The 15,115-nt window shown below is 70.7% G+C and carries 16 protein-coding genes and 1 tRNA gene; 9 read left to right on the forward strand and 8 right to left on the reverse strand.

Features of this window, described 5'->3' with window-relative positions; all coding sequences use genetic code 11:
• Window positions 1-30: 30 nt before the first annotated feature.
• Together FVP77_RS16200 and FVP77_RS16205 are read left to right on the forward strand one after the other, a co-directional pair.
• Window positions 31-1,029, forward strand: coding sequence for a hypothetical protein (locus tag FVP77_RS16200; RefSeq protein ID WP_187266995.1), 999 nt, complete (start codon window positions 31-33; stop codon window positions 1,027-1,029).
• 207 nt (window positions 1,030-1,236) lie between these two features.
• Window positions 1,237-1,461: a hypothetical protein gene (locus FVP77_RS16205; protein ID WP_246134143.1), complete on the forward strand. Its 225-nt coding sequence runs from the start codon at window positions 1,237-1,239 to the stop codon at window positions 1,459-1,461.
• Between the two features lie 397 nt (window positions 1,462-1,858).
• On the opposite strand, the gene FVP77_RS16210 is transcribed toward FVP77_RS16205, so the two are convergent.
• On the reverse strand, window positions 1,859-2,347 hold the full coding sequence (locus tag FVP77_RS16210; RefSeq protein WP_116648598.1) for a YajQ family cyclic di-GMP-binding protein: 489 nt from the start codon (window positions 2,345-2,347) through the stop codon (window positions 1,859-1,861).
• Window positions 2,348-2,409: 62 nt separating this feature from the next.
• Window positions 2,410-3,153 (reverse strand): class I SAM-dependent methyltransferase, encoded by a 744-nt coding sequence (locus FVP77_RS16215; RefSeq protein ID WP_147895553.1) that lies wholly within the window; start codon window positions 3,151-3,153, stop codon window positions 2,410-2,412.
• 204 nt (window positions 3,154-3,357) lie between these two features.
• Between FVP77_RS16215 and FVP77_RS16220 the strand changes: the two genes are divergently transcribed.
• From FVP77_RS16220 to FVP77_RS16230, 3 genes are all read left to right on the forward strand, one after another.
• Window positions 3,358-3,861, forward strand: coding sequence for an FBP domain-containing protein (locus FVP77_RS16220; protein ID WP_147895554.1), 504 nt, complete (start codon window positions 3,358-3,360; stop codon window positions 3,859-3,861).
• Window positions 3,862-3,964: 103 nt separating this feature from the next.
• Window positions 3,965-4,046, forward strand: a tRNA-Tyr gene (locus FVP77_RS16225).
• Window positions 4,047-4,256: 210 nt separating this feature from the next.
• On the forward strand, window positions 4,257-5,150 hold the full coding sequence (locus tag FVP77_RS16230; RefSeq protein ID WP_147895555.1) for a DUF808 domain-containing protein: 894 nt from the start codon (window positions 4,257-4,259) through the stop codon (window positions 5,148-5,150).
• A gap of 9 nt (window positions 5,151-5,159) precedes the next feature.
• On the opposite strand, the gene FVP77_RS16235 is transcribed toward FVP77_RS16230, so the two are convergent.
• The 4 genes from FVP77_RS16235 to aztA form a co-directional block, all read right to left on the reverse strand.
• Window positions 5,160-5,912, reverse strand: a complete 753-nt coding sequence (locus FVP77_RS16235; protein WP_147895556.1) for a hypothetical protein — start codon at window positions 5,910-5,912, stop codon at window positions 5,160-5,162.
• A 35-nt stretch (window positions 5,913-5,947) separates the two neighbouring features.
• The gene (locus FVP77_RS16240; RefSeq protein ID WP_187266996.1) at window positions 5,948-6,985 is read right to left on the reverse strand and encodes an FUSC family protein; all 1,038 of its coding nucleotides are present in this window, start codon (window positions 6,983-6,985) and stop codon (window positions 5,948-5,950) included.
• Between the two features lie 244 nt (window positions 6,986-7,229).
• Window positions 7,230-7,880, reverse strand: a complete 651-nt coding sequence (locus FVP77_RS16245) for a TMEM175 family protein (RefSeq protein WP_147895557.1) — start codon at window positions 7,878-7,880, stop codon at window positions 7,230-7,232.
• Between the two features lie 25 nt (window positions 7,881-7,905).
• A complete protein-coding gene (aztA, locus tag FVP77_RS16250) occupies window positions 7,906-8,550 on the reverse strand; it encodes a zinc ABC transporter ATP-binding protein AztA (RefSeq protein ID WP_147895558.1) in 645 nt (214 codons plus the stop codon).
• A 54-nt stretch (window positions 8,551-8,604) separates the two neighbouring features.
• Between aztA and aztB the strand changes: the two genes are divergently transcribed.
• The 4 genes from aztB to aztD are packed head-to-tail and all read left to right on the forward strand — an operon-like array spanning window position 8,605 to window position 12,906.
• Window positions 8,605-9,525 (forward strand): zinc ABC transporter permease AztB, encoded by a 921-nt coding sequence (gene aztB / locus FVP77_RS16255; RefSeq protein WP_147895559.1) that lies wholly within the window; start codon window positions 8,605-8,607, stop codon window positions 9,523-9,525.
• Between the two features lie 38 nt (window positions 9,526-9,563).
• Window positions 9,564-10,763, forward strand: coding sequence for an ABC transporter (locus FVP77_RS16260; RefSeq protein WP_147895560.1), 1,200 nt, complete (start codon window positions 9,564-9,566; stop codon window positions 10,761-10,763).
• On the forward strand, window positions 10,760-11,671 hold the full coding sequence (gene aztC, locus FVP77_RS16265) for a zinc ABC transporter substrate-binding protein AztC (RefSeq protein WP_187266997.1): 912 nt from the start codon (window positions 10,760-10,762) through the stop codon (window positions 11,669-11,671). The genes FVP77_RS16260 and aztC overlap by 4 nt, the downstream gene beginning before the upstream one ends.
• A gap of 32 nt (window positions 11,672-11,703) precedes the next feature.
• On the forward strand, window positions 11,704-12,906 hold the full coding sequence (aztD, locus tag FVP77_RS16270; RefSeq protein ID WP_147895561.1) for a zinc metallochaperone AztD: 1,203 nt from the start codon (window positions 11,704-11,706) through the stop codon (window positions 12,904-12,906).
• 84 nt (window positions 12,907-12,990) lie between these two features.
• Here the strand turns inward: aztD and FVP77_RS16275 are convergent, their stop codons facing one another.
• Complete coding sequence (locus tag FVP77_RS16275; protein ID WP_147895562.1) at window positions 12,991-14,016, reverse strand: ornithine cyclodeaminase; 1,026 nt, start codon at window positions 14,014-14,016, stop codon at window positions 12,991-12,993.
• Between the two features lie 231 nt (window positions 14,017-14,247).
• Complete coding sequence (locus FVP77_RS16280; RefSeq protein WP_147895563.1) at window positions 14,248-15,102, reverse strand: alpha/beta fold hydrolase; 855 nt, start codon at window positions 15,100-15,102, stop codon at window positions 14,248-14,250.
• Window positions 15,103-15,115 lie beyond the last annotated feature (13 nt).

Genomic DNA, 15,115 nt, shown 5'->3' on the forward strand with positions numbered 1-15,115 from the left:
CCTGCGCGACGCCGGGTGTACGTTGCGCACATGGGGCCGATTCGCGTGGGGCTGGTGGCCGATCCGGCGTCACCGACCGACGTCGCGCGGCGGATGACGAATCTGACCCCCGCGGGCGACGCGGCCCGGGACGAGTGGGACGTCGAATTCGTGAGCGAGCCCTTCACGCTCGGTTTGGAGGACGTCGACACCGCGCTGTCGCGACTCCACGCGCGTGGGGAGGCGCACCAGTGGGATCTCGTCATCGGGGTGACGGAGCTTCCGCTCCGCGGCGAGGACGGTCGCTACCTGCTGGCGGCGATCGACCCGCGGCGGCACTCGGCCGTCCTCTCGCTTCCGGCTCTCGGCGGGTTGCGGGTGCGCACCCGCGCCCGTCGAGCCGTGCGGGGGCTCATCAGCGGCATGTCCGAACCCGACCGGCCCGACGAGCATCGTGTGCCGCTCCGCGGTCGCAACGGCCGCGGCCGAGTGCTTCTCGGAATGGTGCTCGCGAATCGTCCGTGGCTGCTCGCGGCGGGTCTCAAGTCCGCACTCGTCGCGGCTCTGGCGACCGGCGCGGTAGCGACCATCGAGCCGACGATCTGGCTGCTGGCCGCCTCCCTGTCGGGGTGGCGCCTCGCGGCGGCGACGATCGCCTCCATCGCGGTCGTCATCGCCTGGATCGTGATCGACGGCGAGCTGTGGGATCGCCCCGACGACGACTCGCCTGCAGCCCGGGAGAGGTCTCGTCTCTACAACACCTCGACCCTGCTGACCCTGACGATCGGAGTCGTCCTCTGCTATCTGGCGCTCTACGTCATCAATCTGTGCTGGGCGCTGTTCGTTCTCGACCCCGCCGTGATGGGCGATTCGCTCGGAATGTCGCTCGGCTACGGAGATCTGTTCGTGCTCACCTGGTTCGTGGCGTCGGCCGCGACTCTCGGAGGCGCGCTCGGCACGGGACTGGCATCGGACGACGCGATCCGTGCCGCCGCCTACTCCAAGCGCGAGGAAGATCGACGCGCCCGACTCGCGGGCGAACGGGGGTAGTGGGGCGGGTGTCAGTCGGAAGTCGTCACCGCGAGGCGGTTCTGCTGAAGGGCAGGCGCTCCCGCTCGCTGGTGTCAGTCCTTTGTCATAGGCTCATCGCCTCGGGCCGGGGAAAGGGACACCTGGCCGGTGGGAACGAACAGACGGTACGCCGACAAGATCGACGCCCGAATCGCAGAGCGGACCGGCGGGCACGAGGACTCCCCGGTGACGCTGCCGCATCAGGCATACGGGCCACGCCCGATCGAGTGGACGCAGGCGAGGCCCCCGGTGTGGGTGTGGGTGCAGTGGCGCGACCGGGCCGCAGAGCGTGTCCGCGGCTACGTGAAGGGCTATAACGACCGAGTGTGCATCGTGGCTATCGAGGGGCCGGGCGGCGGCTGGGAGATCGTCGTGTGGCGTCCGGCGGTCTCGCACCGGTCGACGCAGTGAGCGTCGAGGGTGAAATGCGGGGTGAAATGTTGTCAACCCCTGTGTCCCCCATTCGGGGGACACGTAGCGTCGCCCGCGGCCCGCTTCGCGATGGAAGGCACCCCTGACCGGAGCGGGCCACCTCTGGGGGGAGACGAATTGGTCATGCGCTTATCGCTGCGCGCGGCGGCGAACAGGGCACTCTACGGTCGGGCCATCGTCGCCTGCGAAGAGTGCGGCACAACGCTGCCTGCGCACCTGGCCACATGGCGGGGACTCCACGCTTATTGCTCGGCCGAGCACGACGACCGCGACGGCGCGTCCTCAGAGGCCGGCTGATGCAGACGTGCACCATCCGCCTCGACAGGTTCTACCTCGTGGCGTCCATCACGCACCCGGTGACGGGCGTAGACCCTTCCTAGCGGTAGTTGATGAACTGCAGGTCGAGGTCGAGATCGGCCGCCTTGAGCACGCGGATGACCTCCTGCAGGTCGTCGCGGCTCTTGGACTGCACGCGCAGCTCGTCGCCCTGGATCTGCGACTTGACGCCCTTGGGGCCCTCGTCGCGGATGATCTTGCCGATCTTCTTGGCGTTCTCCGACGAGATGCCGTCCTTCAGCGTCGACGTGATGCGGTATTCCTTGCCGCTCGGCGTCGGCTCGCCGCTCTCGAGGCTCTTCAGCGAGATGCCGCGCTTGATGAGCTTCGACTGGAAGACGTCGAGCACCGCGTTCGCGCGCTCCTCGGTGCCGGCCTTGATGAGCACCGCTTCGCCGCTCCACTCGATGGAGGCGCCGGTGCCCTTGAAGTCGTAGCGCTGCTCGACCTCTTTGCGAGCCTGATTGAGGGCGTTCTCCGCCTCCTGGTGGTCGACCTTACTGACGATGTCGAAAGAGGAATCAGCCATGGAGCGAGTTTAGCCGCGGCTCTCGGGGAGCGGCGGATGCGGCGGGCCGCCGCTCCGTGCCGTCAGACCTCGCCGACCGCCCAGCGGAAGGCGTTGCGCAACAGGTAGCCGTCGGCGGTGCGGAAGGGGGCGGCCGCCTCGACGATCGTCGCGCGGAAGAAGTCGAGCGTCGCGGCGTCTTCGCCGAGCAGGATGCCGCGGACAAGTGTCTCGTCGTCGCGCGCGGTCCACGGCGCCTCGGCCATGCCGGAGGAGACGACGCGCAGCCCTGCCTCGGCGAACGCGGCCTCGAGTCCTCCCGCGGGGCGGAGGGGGCCGTCGGGGAGGGGCTCGGATTCGTCGGCCTCGGCCACCGCGCGCTCGATCACGTCGACGTCGTTCTGCGCCCCTTCCGCCCAGTTCGCGACGGCGATGCGCCCTCCGGGCGCCAGCACGCGCGCGAACTCGCGGAGCGCCGCGCTCGTGTCGTCGGCGAACTGGAGGGCGTTCACCGCCGTGACCACGTCGAAGGTTCCGTCGGCGAAGGGGAGGTGCGCAGCATCCGCGTCTCGTACGTCGAGTCCCCGGCTTCGCGCCCGTTCGCGCATGCCGCTCGCGGGGTCGACGCCCGTGACCTGCGCGCCCGCGTCGCGCGCGGCGAGCAGGAGCTCGCCGCTGCCGCACCCCACGTCGAGCACGCGCGCGCCGGGGCCGATACCCGCCGCGGCGATGAGGGCGCCGTGTGTCGGCCGGGCGACGTCGGCCCACAGTTCCGCCCAGCCGGAGGCGACGTCGGACCAGCCCCCGGCATCCGCTTCGTCGGCCACCCGCCCACCCTACGGCGTGCCCGCTGCCCGGCCGCCCGCTCAGCGACCGTGCTCAGGATGGTTGTTCCCGGGCTGCGGCGGATTCCGGTCACTGCAGCATTCGTGCGGGGCGCGGGCGGCAACGAGCCTGAGCTCGTGCGGAAGCAGGAGGGGGCAGAGCACGCGCCGGCCCGGGTAGGGGAGCGGATTCGTAGACTGGTGGCCGTGCGAGCCCTGACCGAAGAAGAAGTACGCGATTCGTTCGTGAACGCGATGCCCGACGAGCGTCGGGTCGCCGCGATGCCCATCGACTTCCTGCTGCTGGATTGGGATCACCTCGACTTCCTCGCGTGGCGCGATCCGCACAACCGCGGACGCGGCTACATCGTGATGGAGCATGAGGGCGAGCCGGTCGGCGTCGTGCTGCGGGGTGCGGAGGGATCGTCGCGCGCGCGATCGGCGATGTGCAACCTGTGCCACACGATGCAGCCCGCCGACCAGGTGACCCTGTTCAGCGCGCGCAAAGCCGGACGCGCCGGCGTCGCCGGCGACAGCATCGGCACCTACATCTGCGCCGACCTCTCCTGCCACGAGAACGTGCGGCTGGCGATGCCGCTCGCCCCGAGCGAGGTGCGCGCGAGCGTCGACCGACGCATCGACGGCACGCGACGCCGCACCGAGGCCTTCGTGGAGCGCGTGCTCGAGCCCGCCGGCGCCGACGCATCCTGACGCGCGCCCCCGTCGTCGACGTGGTTCGGAGCAGGTCGCGCGGCAGAGTAATATGGTTTCTCGCGCCTCCGGTCGACTGAGAAAGCCGGGCGGGTGCGCACCTGGCGAGTTACCCAAGCGGCCAAAGGGATCTGACTGTAAATCAGACTGCATTGCATTCGGGGGTTCGAATCCCTCACTCGCCACCGAAAGAGAAGGGCACCCCTCGTGGGTGCCCTTCTTCGTTCATCGGACGCGTCCGCGCGCGAGACACCGTTTCCGGCTGAGACGCCCCGCCAGGCGGTGGGTCTCGGCCGGAACGCGTGTCTCAGCGGATGCTGCGCATCACCCGGCGGCCGGTACCCTCGGTGAGCAGCCGCACATTCCGTGCGCACGCAGCATGAGGAGAAGCGCACATGTCGGTCGGACTGCTCGCCGTCGTCGATGACATCCTGACCGCGGCGCTGAAGGCGAGTGCGAAGACGGCGGGTGTGGTCATCGACGACGCCGCCGTGACGCCTCAGTACGTGCAGGGCATCACGCCGGCCCGTGAGCTGCCCGTGGTCTGGAAGATCGCCCTCGGCAGCCTGGTCAACAAGTTCGTCATCATCATCCCGATCGCCCTGCTGCTGTCGGCCTTCGCGCCGTGGGTGCTCCCCTTCCTGCTCATCATCGGCGGCGGGTTCCTCTGCTTCGAGGGAGCGGAGAAGGTGCTCGAGTGGTTCGGCGTCTCGCACGGCCACGCCGACGACGGCCCCCGCGACGAGAAGAAGCTCGTGCTGGGCGCGGTGCGCACCGACCTCATCCTCAGCACCGAGATCATGCTCATCGCGCTGTCGAGCCTCGACCCCGACTTCGGCACCTGGATGACCCTCGGTGCCCTCGTCGTCATCGGCCTCGGAATGACGATCCTCGTCTACGGCGCGGTCGCGCTGCTCGTCAAGATCGATGACATCGGACTCCGGCTCATGAAGAGCCCGGCGCGCGGCGTCCGCCGCGCCGGCGCCCGCGTGGTGGCCGCCATGCCCGCTGTCTTCCGCGTCATCAGCATCATCGGTACGGTCGCGATGCTGTGGGTCGGCGGACACCTCCTCATCGCGAATCTCGCCGAGACGTTCTGGCACGGTCCCTCCGACGTGGTCCACGCGATCACGCACACGATCGAGGCCGCGGGAGCGGTCGTGCTGTGGATCGTCGACACCGCGCTGTCGGCGGTCTTCGGTCTCGCCGTCGGCCTCGTCATCGTCGCGGTGATCACGGGCATCTCCCGGATTGGTCGTCGGCGCGCGCCCGCCGAAGCGGCGCACTGACATCGCGACCTAGTAGTCCTCGATCGGCTGGTCGGGGAAGTAGGTCTGGTCGAGGAGCCACGTCGACTTCTCGGTGCCGTCGACGGCGACGAAGGGGATGAGCACCCACCGTCCGACGTACTCGCTGCCGTCGTCGGTGGTGAAGGTGATGTCCTGGTAGTTGATGATCGTGCCGTTGGACTCGACCGTCTTCGCGGCGTAGGCCGTCGCGGTGAAGCGGGTGTCGGTCGTGTACGGCGGGCCGGCGGCGTTGGTGCGGTGCGCCTCGAGCTCGGCGTCGAAGATGGTCGAGAGCCCCTCGCCCTCCACGCGCAGGAACGCGCCGCTGAGGTACTTGATGCCCTCGGTCGCATCGTGCAACTGCGCGCCCGTCTGCGGATCGATGCGGAACTGGTAGTCGGCCTCGTCGAGCACGTAGACGAAGTGGTCGACGATCTGTTGCGGGTTGCTGCTCGCCGACGGTGCGACGAAGCCCGGTCGCGCCGCTCCGAGCAGCTGCGCGTGCTCGTCGCGGCCGCTGTCGATGCGGTAGTCGACGTACTGCAGCCGGTCCTGCGACGGCAGCGCGTTGAACGCCTGCCACGGCAGGGCCTCGTAGCTCGTGATGAGGGCGGGAGTCGCATCCTGCGTCACCTCGGGCTCGGGCGCGGAGGCGGCCGGAGACGCACTCGTCGTCGGTCTCACCTGCGCCGGCACCGTGCACCCGGTGAGCGAGAACGCGAGAGCAACGACGCAGGTCGCGGTGAGGAGGGGAGTGCGCATGGTCTCCCCAACCTGCCCCGGCGGGCGGCCCGGCGTCAAGCGGGTCGGGTCCTGCCCCCGCGTGGTCGACGGAGTGCAGCAGAGACCACGGCGACGACGGTGCCGACGGCGACGCCGATGATCGTGTCGATCACGCGGTCGCGAAGAAGCACGTCGGCGGGCGTCGGCGATGCGAGCGACACCATGAGCAGGGCCAGCGGCGTCACGAACACCATCGCGATGCCGTAGTTGCGACCGATGAACAGTTCAGCCGCGGTCTGCAGGAGCACCACGATCGCGATCACCGCGAGAGGGGGCAGGGCGAGACCGAGGACGGCCGCCGCGACGAGCACTCCGACCAGCGTTCCGAGCAGGCGCTGGATGCCGCGGATCACGCGCGCCGACGTGCGGGCACCGCTCACCGCGGCGACGGCGCCGACCATCGCCCAGTACCAGTGCGACTCCACGATGAGGAGTGCGGCGATGCCGGCCGCGAGCGTGGCGACGCCGACCGTCAGCGTCATCTCCCACGCGACCGCCCCCACGGGCAGGCGGGTCCTGCCGGCCGTCACGGGCGCCCGCCGCAGAACCACCGCGACCGTCGAGGTCACCGCGAGGGAGAAGAGCACGCTGATCCCGGCGACCCCCAGAACCGATGCGAACGACGAGGCGGTGGCCGGGATGCTGGCGCACGCGCCGGTGGCGAACACCGGGAAGAGAGCGCCCGGCGGGTGCCACCTCAGCGTGTAGCTGAGAAGGGTGACCCCCGAGGCGATCGCCGCGACGACGACGACACTGACGGCGGCGGGTGCGCCGACGACGGACAGTGCGGTTCCGCAGAGCATCGCGGCGATCATCATGGCACCGGCGCCCGCCTGCATGCGGATGCGGTCGCGGAACGGATCGTGGCGGCCGTACAGCGAGGCGAAGGCTCCGAAGCTCGCGTAGATGCTGAGATCGAGTCGCCCCAGAGCCCACAGCACGAGGAGGGGTACGGCGATGCTGACCGCCGCGCGGAGAGCCGCTCGGTGGTCGCCCTGGTGGGGTGCGACGCGGAGCACGCCGGTCCACACGCGTCCTCGGGAGTCTTTCACCGACCCAGCCTAGGCACGGGTCGGCCGCGATCGGTCGGTGCGCTCCCACTCGCCAGGAAACGACGAGGACCCCCGGCGCACGGCCGGGGGTCCTCGTGAGTCGGGGAAGCTCAGCGCACCTGTTCGGAGGCGATGAGTTCGGCGATATCGATCGGTTCGGTGGGCAGGTCCGGGAAGTGCATGCTGCGATTGTGCGGGGTGCGCGCGGGCGGAAGGCGGCCGTTGCGGCGATGCCCGCGAACCGCTAGGGGCGGCGCCGTCTGGCGAGAGGGCGGAACAGGCGCGCGACGGGCGCCGTCAGCATGAGCAGCAGCAGCGGGTAGTACGTGGTCGCCGGAACGAGGAGCGACACCACGAGGGCGATCGCGAACAGCGTCGTCGTAGCGAGTTGCACGCTGAGGCCGCGCGTGAGGTGCTCGGGATCGGCATCGAGCAGGTCGGGGTGGGCGCGCAGGTAGAGCCGTGTCACAAGCATGAGCAGACTCGTGACGAGCATGCTGCCGATGTAGACGAGTCGCACGAGCAGCCCGTCATCGCTGAACTCGCTCGACATGGCCGTGGCCACCGGGAGCCAGACGATCGTCAGCAACCACGCCATCGTCAGCCAGAGCAGCCCGCCCGAGACCCGTTCGACGTGGGCGTACATGCGGTGGTGGTTGATCCAGAACATCGCGATGATCGCGAAGCTGAGCACGAAGCTGAACAGCTGGCCGTCGTGCTCGGCGAACCAGTCGGAGGCCGAGGTGCTGGCACCGCCGGCGTCGCTGATGCTCTCCATGAGCGGCAGGATCAGCAGCGTCATCGCGATCGCCACGACCGCATCGGCGAAGGTCTTGGCGCGTTCGGCGGAGATCAGGGGCGAGAGCTGCTCGGCGGTCGCGTCGTTCTCGCTCATGGCGTCGATCGTACGCACCACGCGGTCAGACGATGCGACCGGATTCCATCCGCACCACCAGGTCGGCCGCGGCGAGCACCACCGGATCGTGCGAGACGCACACCACCGCCGCACCGCGGGCAGCCTCTGAGCGCAGGGCACCGCGGATGAGCCGGCCGCTCTCGGCGTCGAGCCCGGTGGTCGGCTCATCGAGAAGCAGCAGATCGGCGCTGCGCGCAAGACCCTGTGCGAGCAGTGCCCGCTGGCGTTGTCCTCCCGAGAGCGAGACGAACGGATGCTGCGACAGCCCCTCGATCGCGAGCCGCCGCAGGGCCTCGTCGATGGCGGCGCGGGCCGCCGCATCCGTTCTGCGCCAGGGGCCGAGCGCGCCCCAGGTGCCCACGGCGACGACGTCGCGCACCGACACCGGCAGGCGATCGGACGCCGCGGCGCGCTGGGGGACGAAGGCGATCGCGCCCCGAGCGAGCCGCTCGCCGGACGACGGCGGGCGCGTGCCCGCGATGACCTCGATCAGCGTCGATTTGCCCGCGCCGTTCGGCCCGGCGATGACGGTGATCGCGCCGGGAGCGATGTCGAGGTCGACGTGGCAGAGGGCTTCGCGACCGCCGAAGTCGACGTGCACGGCGCGCAGTCGGGCGACGTGCTCGGTGAGGGTGGGGGAGGATGGCACCCACCCATCATATGAGTTTGAGAATCGTTCTCAATAAAGCTACGGTCGACACTCGTGACCCTCCCGACCGATGCGCTCCTCGCGCCCTTCGCCCTCGACTTCGTGCAGCGCGCCTTCGCCGGCGGAGCACTCGTCGCCATCCTCTGCGGCATCGTCGGCACCTGGGTGATCGTGCGCGGCATGGCCTTCCTCGGCGAGGCGCTCGCCCACGGCATGCTGCCGGGCGTCGCCCTCGCGACCGTGCTCGGGGCCCCGGTGCTCGTGGGCGGAGCACTCAGCGCCGTCGCGATGAGTCTCGGCATCGCCGCCGTCCAGCGCCGCGGGCGGCTGTCGTACGACACCAGCATCGGTCTGCTCTTCGTCGCGATGCTCGCCGTCGGAGTGATCGTCATCTCGCACTCGGGCAGCTTCGCCACCGATGCGACGTCGATCCTCTTCGGCGACATCCTCGCGATCGCCCCGATCGATCTGGCGCTGCTGGCCGGTGCGACCGTCGTCGGCGTGATCGTCGCCGCGGTCTTCCACCGCCCGCTCGTCGCCCTCGCGCTCGACCCCCGTGTCGCATCGGTGCTGGGGCTGCGCCCCCGCCTCGCGCAGGCCGCACTCGTCGGGCTCGTCACCCTCGCCGTCGTCGCCTCGTACCAGGCCGTCGGGTCATTGCTCGTCGTCGGGTTGCTGCTGGCTCCCGCCGTCGCGGCGAGTCCGTGGACGACGCGCATCCCGACGCGGATGCTGCTCGCCGCGGGCCTCGGCGTCGTCGCCGTGCTCGCGGGGCTGCTCGTGTCGTGGCACGCAGCCACGGCCGCGGGCGCCTCGATCGCCGCCGCAGCGATCGCGCTGGCGGCGCTGTCGGGCGCCGCTCGCGCCGCGGTCGACGCGTTTCGTTCGCGCGGTACCCGCCCGCGTCGGCCTCCGCGCGGTACCCGCCCGCGTCGACCCGGAGTCGACGCCCACCGACCGGGTGTGCTCGCGTGATCGGCGCAGCATCCGTCGTCCCCCCTCGAAAGGACCCCGTGCGCTCCCGCATTCTTCCCGTCGCCGTCGCCCTCGCCGGCTCGCTCGCCCTCTCCTCCTGCGCGTCCGCCGCGCCCGAGCAGCGTGCGTCGACCCCGACCGGCGACGGTCACGGCGAGATCGCCGGCGCCGTCGAGCTCGCGGAGCCGGCCCTCGGGCTCACCTCCGTCGACGCCACCGGCACCGTGCATCATCTCGACCTGCTCGAGGAGAGCGTCACCGAGCTCGGGTCCACCGCCCCGCCGGTCGGCATGACGACAGACGGGCGCTACCTGTTCGTCGAGACGGCCGGCGGAGTCGAGATCGTCGACAGCGGCGTCTGGACCTGGGACCACGTCGACCACTTCCATTACTACCGCGCCGAGCCTCGCCTGCTCGGCACTGTCGAGGGGGAGGGCCCGGTGACCGTCGCGACGACGAACTCGTCGACGACCGGCGGCACGGGTCTGTCGTTCGAGGGCTCCGGTGAGTCGGTGCTGCTCGACACCGAGGCGTTGTCGAAGGGCGAGGTCGTCGAGCGGTTCCGGCTCGACGACGGCGGTCTCGTGGTGCCGGTCGGTTCGTTCGCCCTCGTGGGGCTGGGCGATGAGGTCGCCGTGCGGTCGGCCGACGGAGAGCCCACCGGGCAGAGCGCCGCGTGCGTCGACCCCGGCGGCACGATCACGACCCGCGTCGGCGCGGTGATCGGGTGCGACGACGGTGCGCTTCTCGCCACCGTCGCCGCCGACGGGGTGGTGATCGAGCGCATTCCCTACCCGGAGGGCACGACAGCCCCGCGTGCTGTGGCGTTCGCGAACCGCGAGGGGCGGCCGACCGTCGCCGCGCTCGCCGGCGACAGCGCCGTCTGGCTGCTCGACACGCGCCAGCGGGCGTGGACGCTGCTGCCCGTGCCGACGCCACTCGCCGCGGTGACCGCGGTCGACGATGCCGACGGGCACGTACTCGCGCTCGCGAAGGACGGACGGATGCTGGTGCTCGACGGCGCGACGGGCGCACAGCGCGCCGCGACCGAACCGCTCGTCGCCGCGTCGCTGTCGTCGGGCGCCGCCCCCGCGCTGATCGCCGATCAGCAGCGCGCCTACCTCAGCGCGCCGGCCGAGCAGCGGATGTACGAGATCGACTTCGCCGACGGCGCGCGCCTCGCCCGCACCTTCGAGACCGCGTCGGCCCCGGCGTTCGTCGCGGAGACGGGCCGATGATCGTGCGTCGGATCGGTGCGGTCGTGGCCCTCGCCCTGATGACCGTCCTCAGCGCGTGCACGCCCGGCGGCGGCGACCGGCCGCTCGTCGTGGTGTCGACGAACATCCTCGGCGACGTCGTCGGCGAGCTCGTCGGCGATCAGGTCGAGGTGCTCACCCTCATGAAGCCGAACGCCGACCCGCACTCGTTCGAGATCTCGGCGCAGGAGGCCGCCCGCGTGCGCTCTGCCGACCTCGTCGTCTCGAACGGACTCGGGCTGGAGGAGGGGCTGCAGCAGCACCTCGACGCGGCCGCCGCCGACGGTGTTCCGACCTTCGTCGCCGGCGAGACGATCGACGTGCTCGCCTATGCCGGAGGCGATGCGGAGGGCGCGCCCGACGCGCACTTCTGGACCGATCCCGCCCGCATGATCGACGTCGTCGACGCCCTCGAGCCCGCGCTCGCCGACATCGACGGGATGGATGCGGCGGCCCTCGCCGTGCGCACCGAGGCCTACCGGGAGCGTCTCGGACAGCTGGACGCCGAGATGACGGAGGCATTCGCCGCGATCCCCGCCGAGCGGCGGGCGCTGGTGACAAACCATCACGTGTTCGGCTATCTCGCCGACCGGTTCGACTTCACCGTGATCGGGGCCGTGATCCCCGGCGGCACGACGCTGGCCGCTCCCAGTGCCTCCGATCTCGCCGATCTGGTCGATGCCGTCGAGCAGACCGGAGTGCCGGCGATCTTCGCGGAATCGTCGTCGCCCGACCGGCTGGTGCAGGCCCTTGCGAGCGAAGCCGATGTGCACGTCGACGTCGTGGAGCTCTTCACCGAATCGCTCACCGGGCCCGACGGCGGAGCCCCCGACTACCTGACCATGATGCGCGTCAACACGCAGCGCATCGCCGGCGGACTCTCGCCCTGAGAATCCGCACACCGAGAGAGAAAGAAGCATCCATGCACCTCCCCACCGCACGAAGAATCGGACTGACGGCCCTCGCGCTCGGCGCCGCCGCAACGCTGGCCGCCTGCTCGACGCCGACGGCGAGCAGCCCGGGCGCCGCCGTCAGCACCACCCCGGAGGCGGGTGCGCGCGTCGCGGTCGCCTATGAGGGAGGCATCGTCGTTCTCGACGGCGACACCCTCGAGACCGTCGCCGACCTCGCCAGCGAGGAGTTCACGCGCCTGAACCCGGCCGGCGACGACCGGCACGTGATGGTCACGATGAGCAAGGGCTTCCAGGTGCTCGACACGGGTGCGGGCTCGACCGACCAGGCCGAGCTGACCGACCTGGTGTTCGCGGCCGACAAGCCCGGTCACGTCGTGCGCCACGGCGGCAAGACGATCCTGTACGCCGACGGCACGAGCGACACGACCGTGTTCGAGACCGCCGAGCTCGCAGCATCCGATGCCCTGCCCGAGGTCGAGACGATCGCGGGCGTCGACGCGCACCACGGTGTGTCGCTCGTGCTCGAGGACGGGACCTTCCTCACAACGGTCGGCAACGCCGACGGGCGCACCGGCATCACGGTGCAGGACTCCTCGGGTGCGACGGTCACCGGGAGCGCCGACTGCCCGGGCGTGCACGGCGAGGGCACCGCGGCGAACGAGGCCGTGGTCTTCGGCTGCGAAGACGGCGCGCTGCTCTACCGCGACGGCGAGATCACGAAGCTCACCGCGCCCGACCAGCCCTACGGGCGCATGGGCAACGCGTACGTCAGCGAGACGAGCCCGCTCGTCGTGGGCGACTACAAGAACGACCCCGACGCCGAGGGCTACCTGCTGCACGCGGTCACGCTGATCGACACCGAGGCCGGCACCTACGACGTCGTCGACCTGCCCGAGGGCGTGGAGTACACCTTCCGCGACATCGCGCGCGGACCCGGCGACCTCGCCTACATCCTGTCGGCCGACGGATCGATCCACGTGCTCGACCCCGCCACCGGCGAGATCATCGACGCGTACCCGGTCGTCGAGCCGTGGGAGAGCCCGATCGAGTGGCAGGACCCGCACCCGGCGATCGTGGTCTCGGGCGACATCGCCTACGTGACAGAGCCCGCCGCGAACGCGGTGCACGCGGTCGACCTCACCACCGGCGAGATCGTCGCGACGGCCGACCTCGCGGTGACGCCGAACGAGATCGCGGTGGCCGCGGGCTGATTCGCATCAGCTGGTGTCCCACTTTCGCCGGGAAAGTCCCGCCTGTTCCCGGCGGGAGTGGGACATCGTCGCCGGTGGAGAGGGTCAGGCCACCGGCACCGGCGCGCCGACCATGCCGAAGAGGTCTTTCGGGTCGTCCGGCTCGGCGATGAGGTCGATCGACTCGCTGAAGCGCGTGTGGGCCGTCGCGTCGCGGGTGTAGCGCAGCGCGGTGAAGTCCTCGATCGCGAAGCCGACCGAGTCGAACACGGTGATCTCGTCGGCGGAGACGCGTCCGGCGGCGAGTCCGGTGATGACGGTCCAGAATTCCGTGACCGGCCAGTCGGGCGGCAGCTGCTGCAGCTCGCCCTCGATGCGTGTCTGCGCCGTGTGCTCGACGAACAGCCGGTTGTCGCGCACGAGCGCGAGGTCGAGCTCGGTCTTCCCGGGGCAGTCGCCGCCGATCGCATTGATGTGGGTGCCGGGGCGCACCTCGTCGGCGCGCAGCACGACCGCGTTCGCCTTGTCGGCGGTGCACGTCGTGATGATATCGGCGTCGGCGGATGCGGCGGCCGCCGAGTCTTCGACGGTCACCTCGAATCCGAGCGGCCGAAGGTTGCGCGCCGTCGCCTCGGCCGCCGCCCGATCGGTGTCGAACAGGCGGAGCGTGGTGACCCCGAGCTGGGAACGGATCGCGAGGGCTTGGAACTCGGCCTGCGAACCCGCGCCGATCATGGCATGGACACGGCTGTCGGGCCGGGCGAGCCAGCGCGCCGCGAGGCCCGACACCGCGGCGGTGCGCAGGGCCGTGAGCAGCGTCATCTCGGAGAGGAAGAGCGGGTAGCCGGTCATCACGTCGGCCAGCACGCCGAACGCGGTCACGGTCTGGAAGCCGCGCGACGGGTTCGCGGGGTGCCCGTTGACGTACTTGAACGCGTACAGCTCGCCATCGCTCGTGGGCATGAGCTCGATCACGCCGATCGGGGAGTGGCTCGCGACACGCGGCTCGCGCTCGAAGCGCTCCCACCGGCGGAAATCGAGCTCGAGAGCATCCACCATGCCGGCGATGATCGCCTCGGGACCGGTCTCGCGGATCCACGCGGCCATATTGGTGACGCTCACGAAACGCATGACGGACGTCCTTTCGGGGGAGGATGCTGCGGGTATCGACATTCTCCAGAGCCCGTGAGTCGGCGCGATTGCGCGCACCGGCTGTCGCAATCCCGGGTTGGTCGAATTGCGGTGTACGGCGACGGTGCCGTGCCGGGCGCGCGGATACCGCGAGACTTCACCCCCGCTACGAGACTGCGCGTGGGGGGTGGAGTCTCGTATCCGGGATGACGTCTCGCGGTCGGGGACGGGTCAGCGCGCGGCGAGCTGCTCGCCGCGGCGGGCCGTGCGGGCGATGCCGTCGGCGAGCACGGGCCAGAGGGCGGGCGGGATGAGGTGGCCCATGCCGGGGTGGATCTGCAGCTCGGCCTCGGGGAGGGCGGCGGCCATGTCGATCGCCGCAGCCTGGCCGCAGACGTCGTCGTCGCGTCCGTGGAAGACGAACGCGGGAGCGGCGACCCCGCGCAGCTGCTCGAGACGTTCGGGGGCGCGCAGGAGGGCCGCCCACTGCCTCGCGAAACCCTCGGGCGCATCGCCGCGGTCGAACGCCTCGCCGGCGGCCCACCGCATCCACTCCGCGTCGATCGGATACCGCTCGCTGCCGGCGACGAGGGCGTACGCACCGGCACCCTCGACCTGCACCTCGCGCGGAAGCCGCACCGGCGGCTGCTGCAGCTCGGGCCGGTCGTCGTGGAGCACGTACCGCGGATCCTGTCCAGGGATGGTCGAGAGCAATCCGAGGCTCCGCACGCGCTCGGGGTTCCGGATGGCCACCATCTGGGCCATCATCCCGCCCATGGAGTGGCCGACGAGGTGCGCGGCCGGCACGCCCAGGTGATCGAGCACCCGCACGACGTCGTCGCCGAGGTCTTCGAGCCCGTAGCCGCCGTCGACGTCGTCGCGCCCGCCGAAGCGCGGAGAGAGTCCGGTGTCGCGGTTGTCGAACCGCACGACACGGAAACCCCGGTCGGTCAGCAGCCCGATGAACTCCTCGGTCCACGACAGCAGCTGCGCGCCACCGCCGGAGATCAGCACGACAAGCGGGGCGGTCGCGTCGCCGAACTCCTCGAAATAGAGGTGTACGTCGGTGGTGTCGGTGTAGGGCATCAGGGTTCCTCTC

The sequence above is a fragment of the Microbacterium hatanonis genome (assembly GCF_008017415.1).
GTDB lineage: Bacteria > Actinomycetota > Actinomycetes > Actinomycetales > Microbacteriaceae > Microbacterium > Microbacterium hatanonis.

Bases quoted from the DNA above. Each gene is read 5' to 3' on its own strand.
- FVP77_RS16245 (WP_147895557.1), bottom strand. From the start codon at position 7,880: ATGAGCGAGAACGACGCGACCGCCGAGCAGCTCTCGCCCCTGATCTCC.
- FVP77_RS16230 (WP_147895555.1), top strand. From the start codon at position 4,257: ATGTCGGTCGGACTGCTCGCCGTCGTCGATGACATCCTGACCGCGGCG.
- aztC (WP_187266997.1), top strand. From the start codon at position 10,760: ATGATCGTGCGTCGGATCGGTGCGGTCGTGGCCCTCGCCCTGATGACC.
- FVP77_RS16275 (WP_147895562.1), bottom strand. From the start codon at position 14,016: ATGCGTTTCGTGAGCGTCACCAATATGGCCGCGTGGATCCGCGAGACC.
- FVP77_RS16235 (WP_147895556.1), bottom strand. From the start codon at position 5,912: ATGCGCACTCCCCTCCTCACCGCGACCTGCGTCGTTGCTCTCGCGTTC.
- FVP77_RS16210 (WP_116648598.1), bottom strand. From the start codon at position 2,347: ATGGCTGATTCCTCTTTCGACATCGTCAGTAAGGTCGACCACCAGGAG.
- aztD (WP_147895561.1), top strand. From the start codon at position 11,704: ATGCACCTCCCCACCGCACGAAGAATCGGACTGACGGCCCTCGCGCTC.
- FVP77_RS16280 (WP_147895563.1), bottom strand. From the start codon at position 15,102: ATGCCCTACACCGACACCACCGACGTACACCTCTATTTCGAGGAGTTC.
- FVP77_RS16200 (WP_187266995.1), top strand. From the start codon at position 31: ATGGGGCCGATTCGCGTGGGGCTGGTGGCCGATCCGGCGTCACCGACC.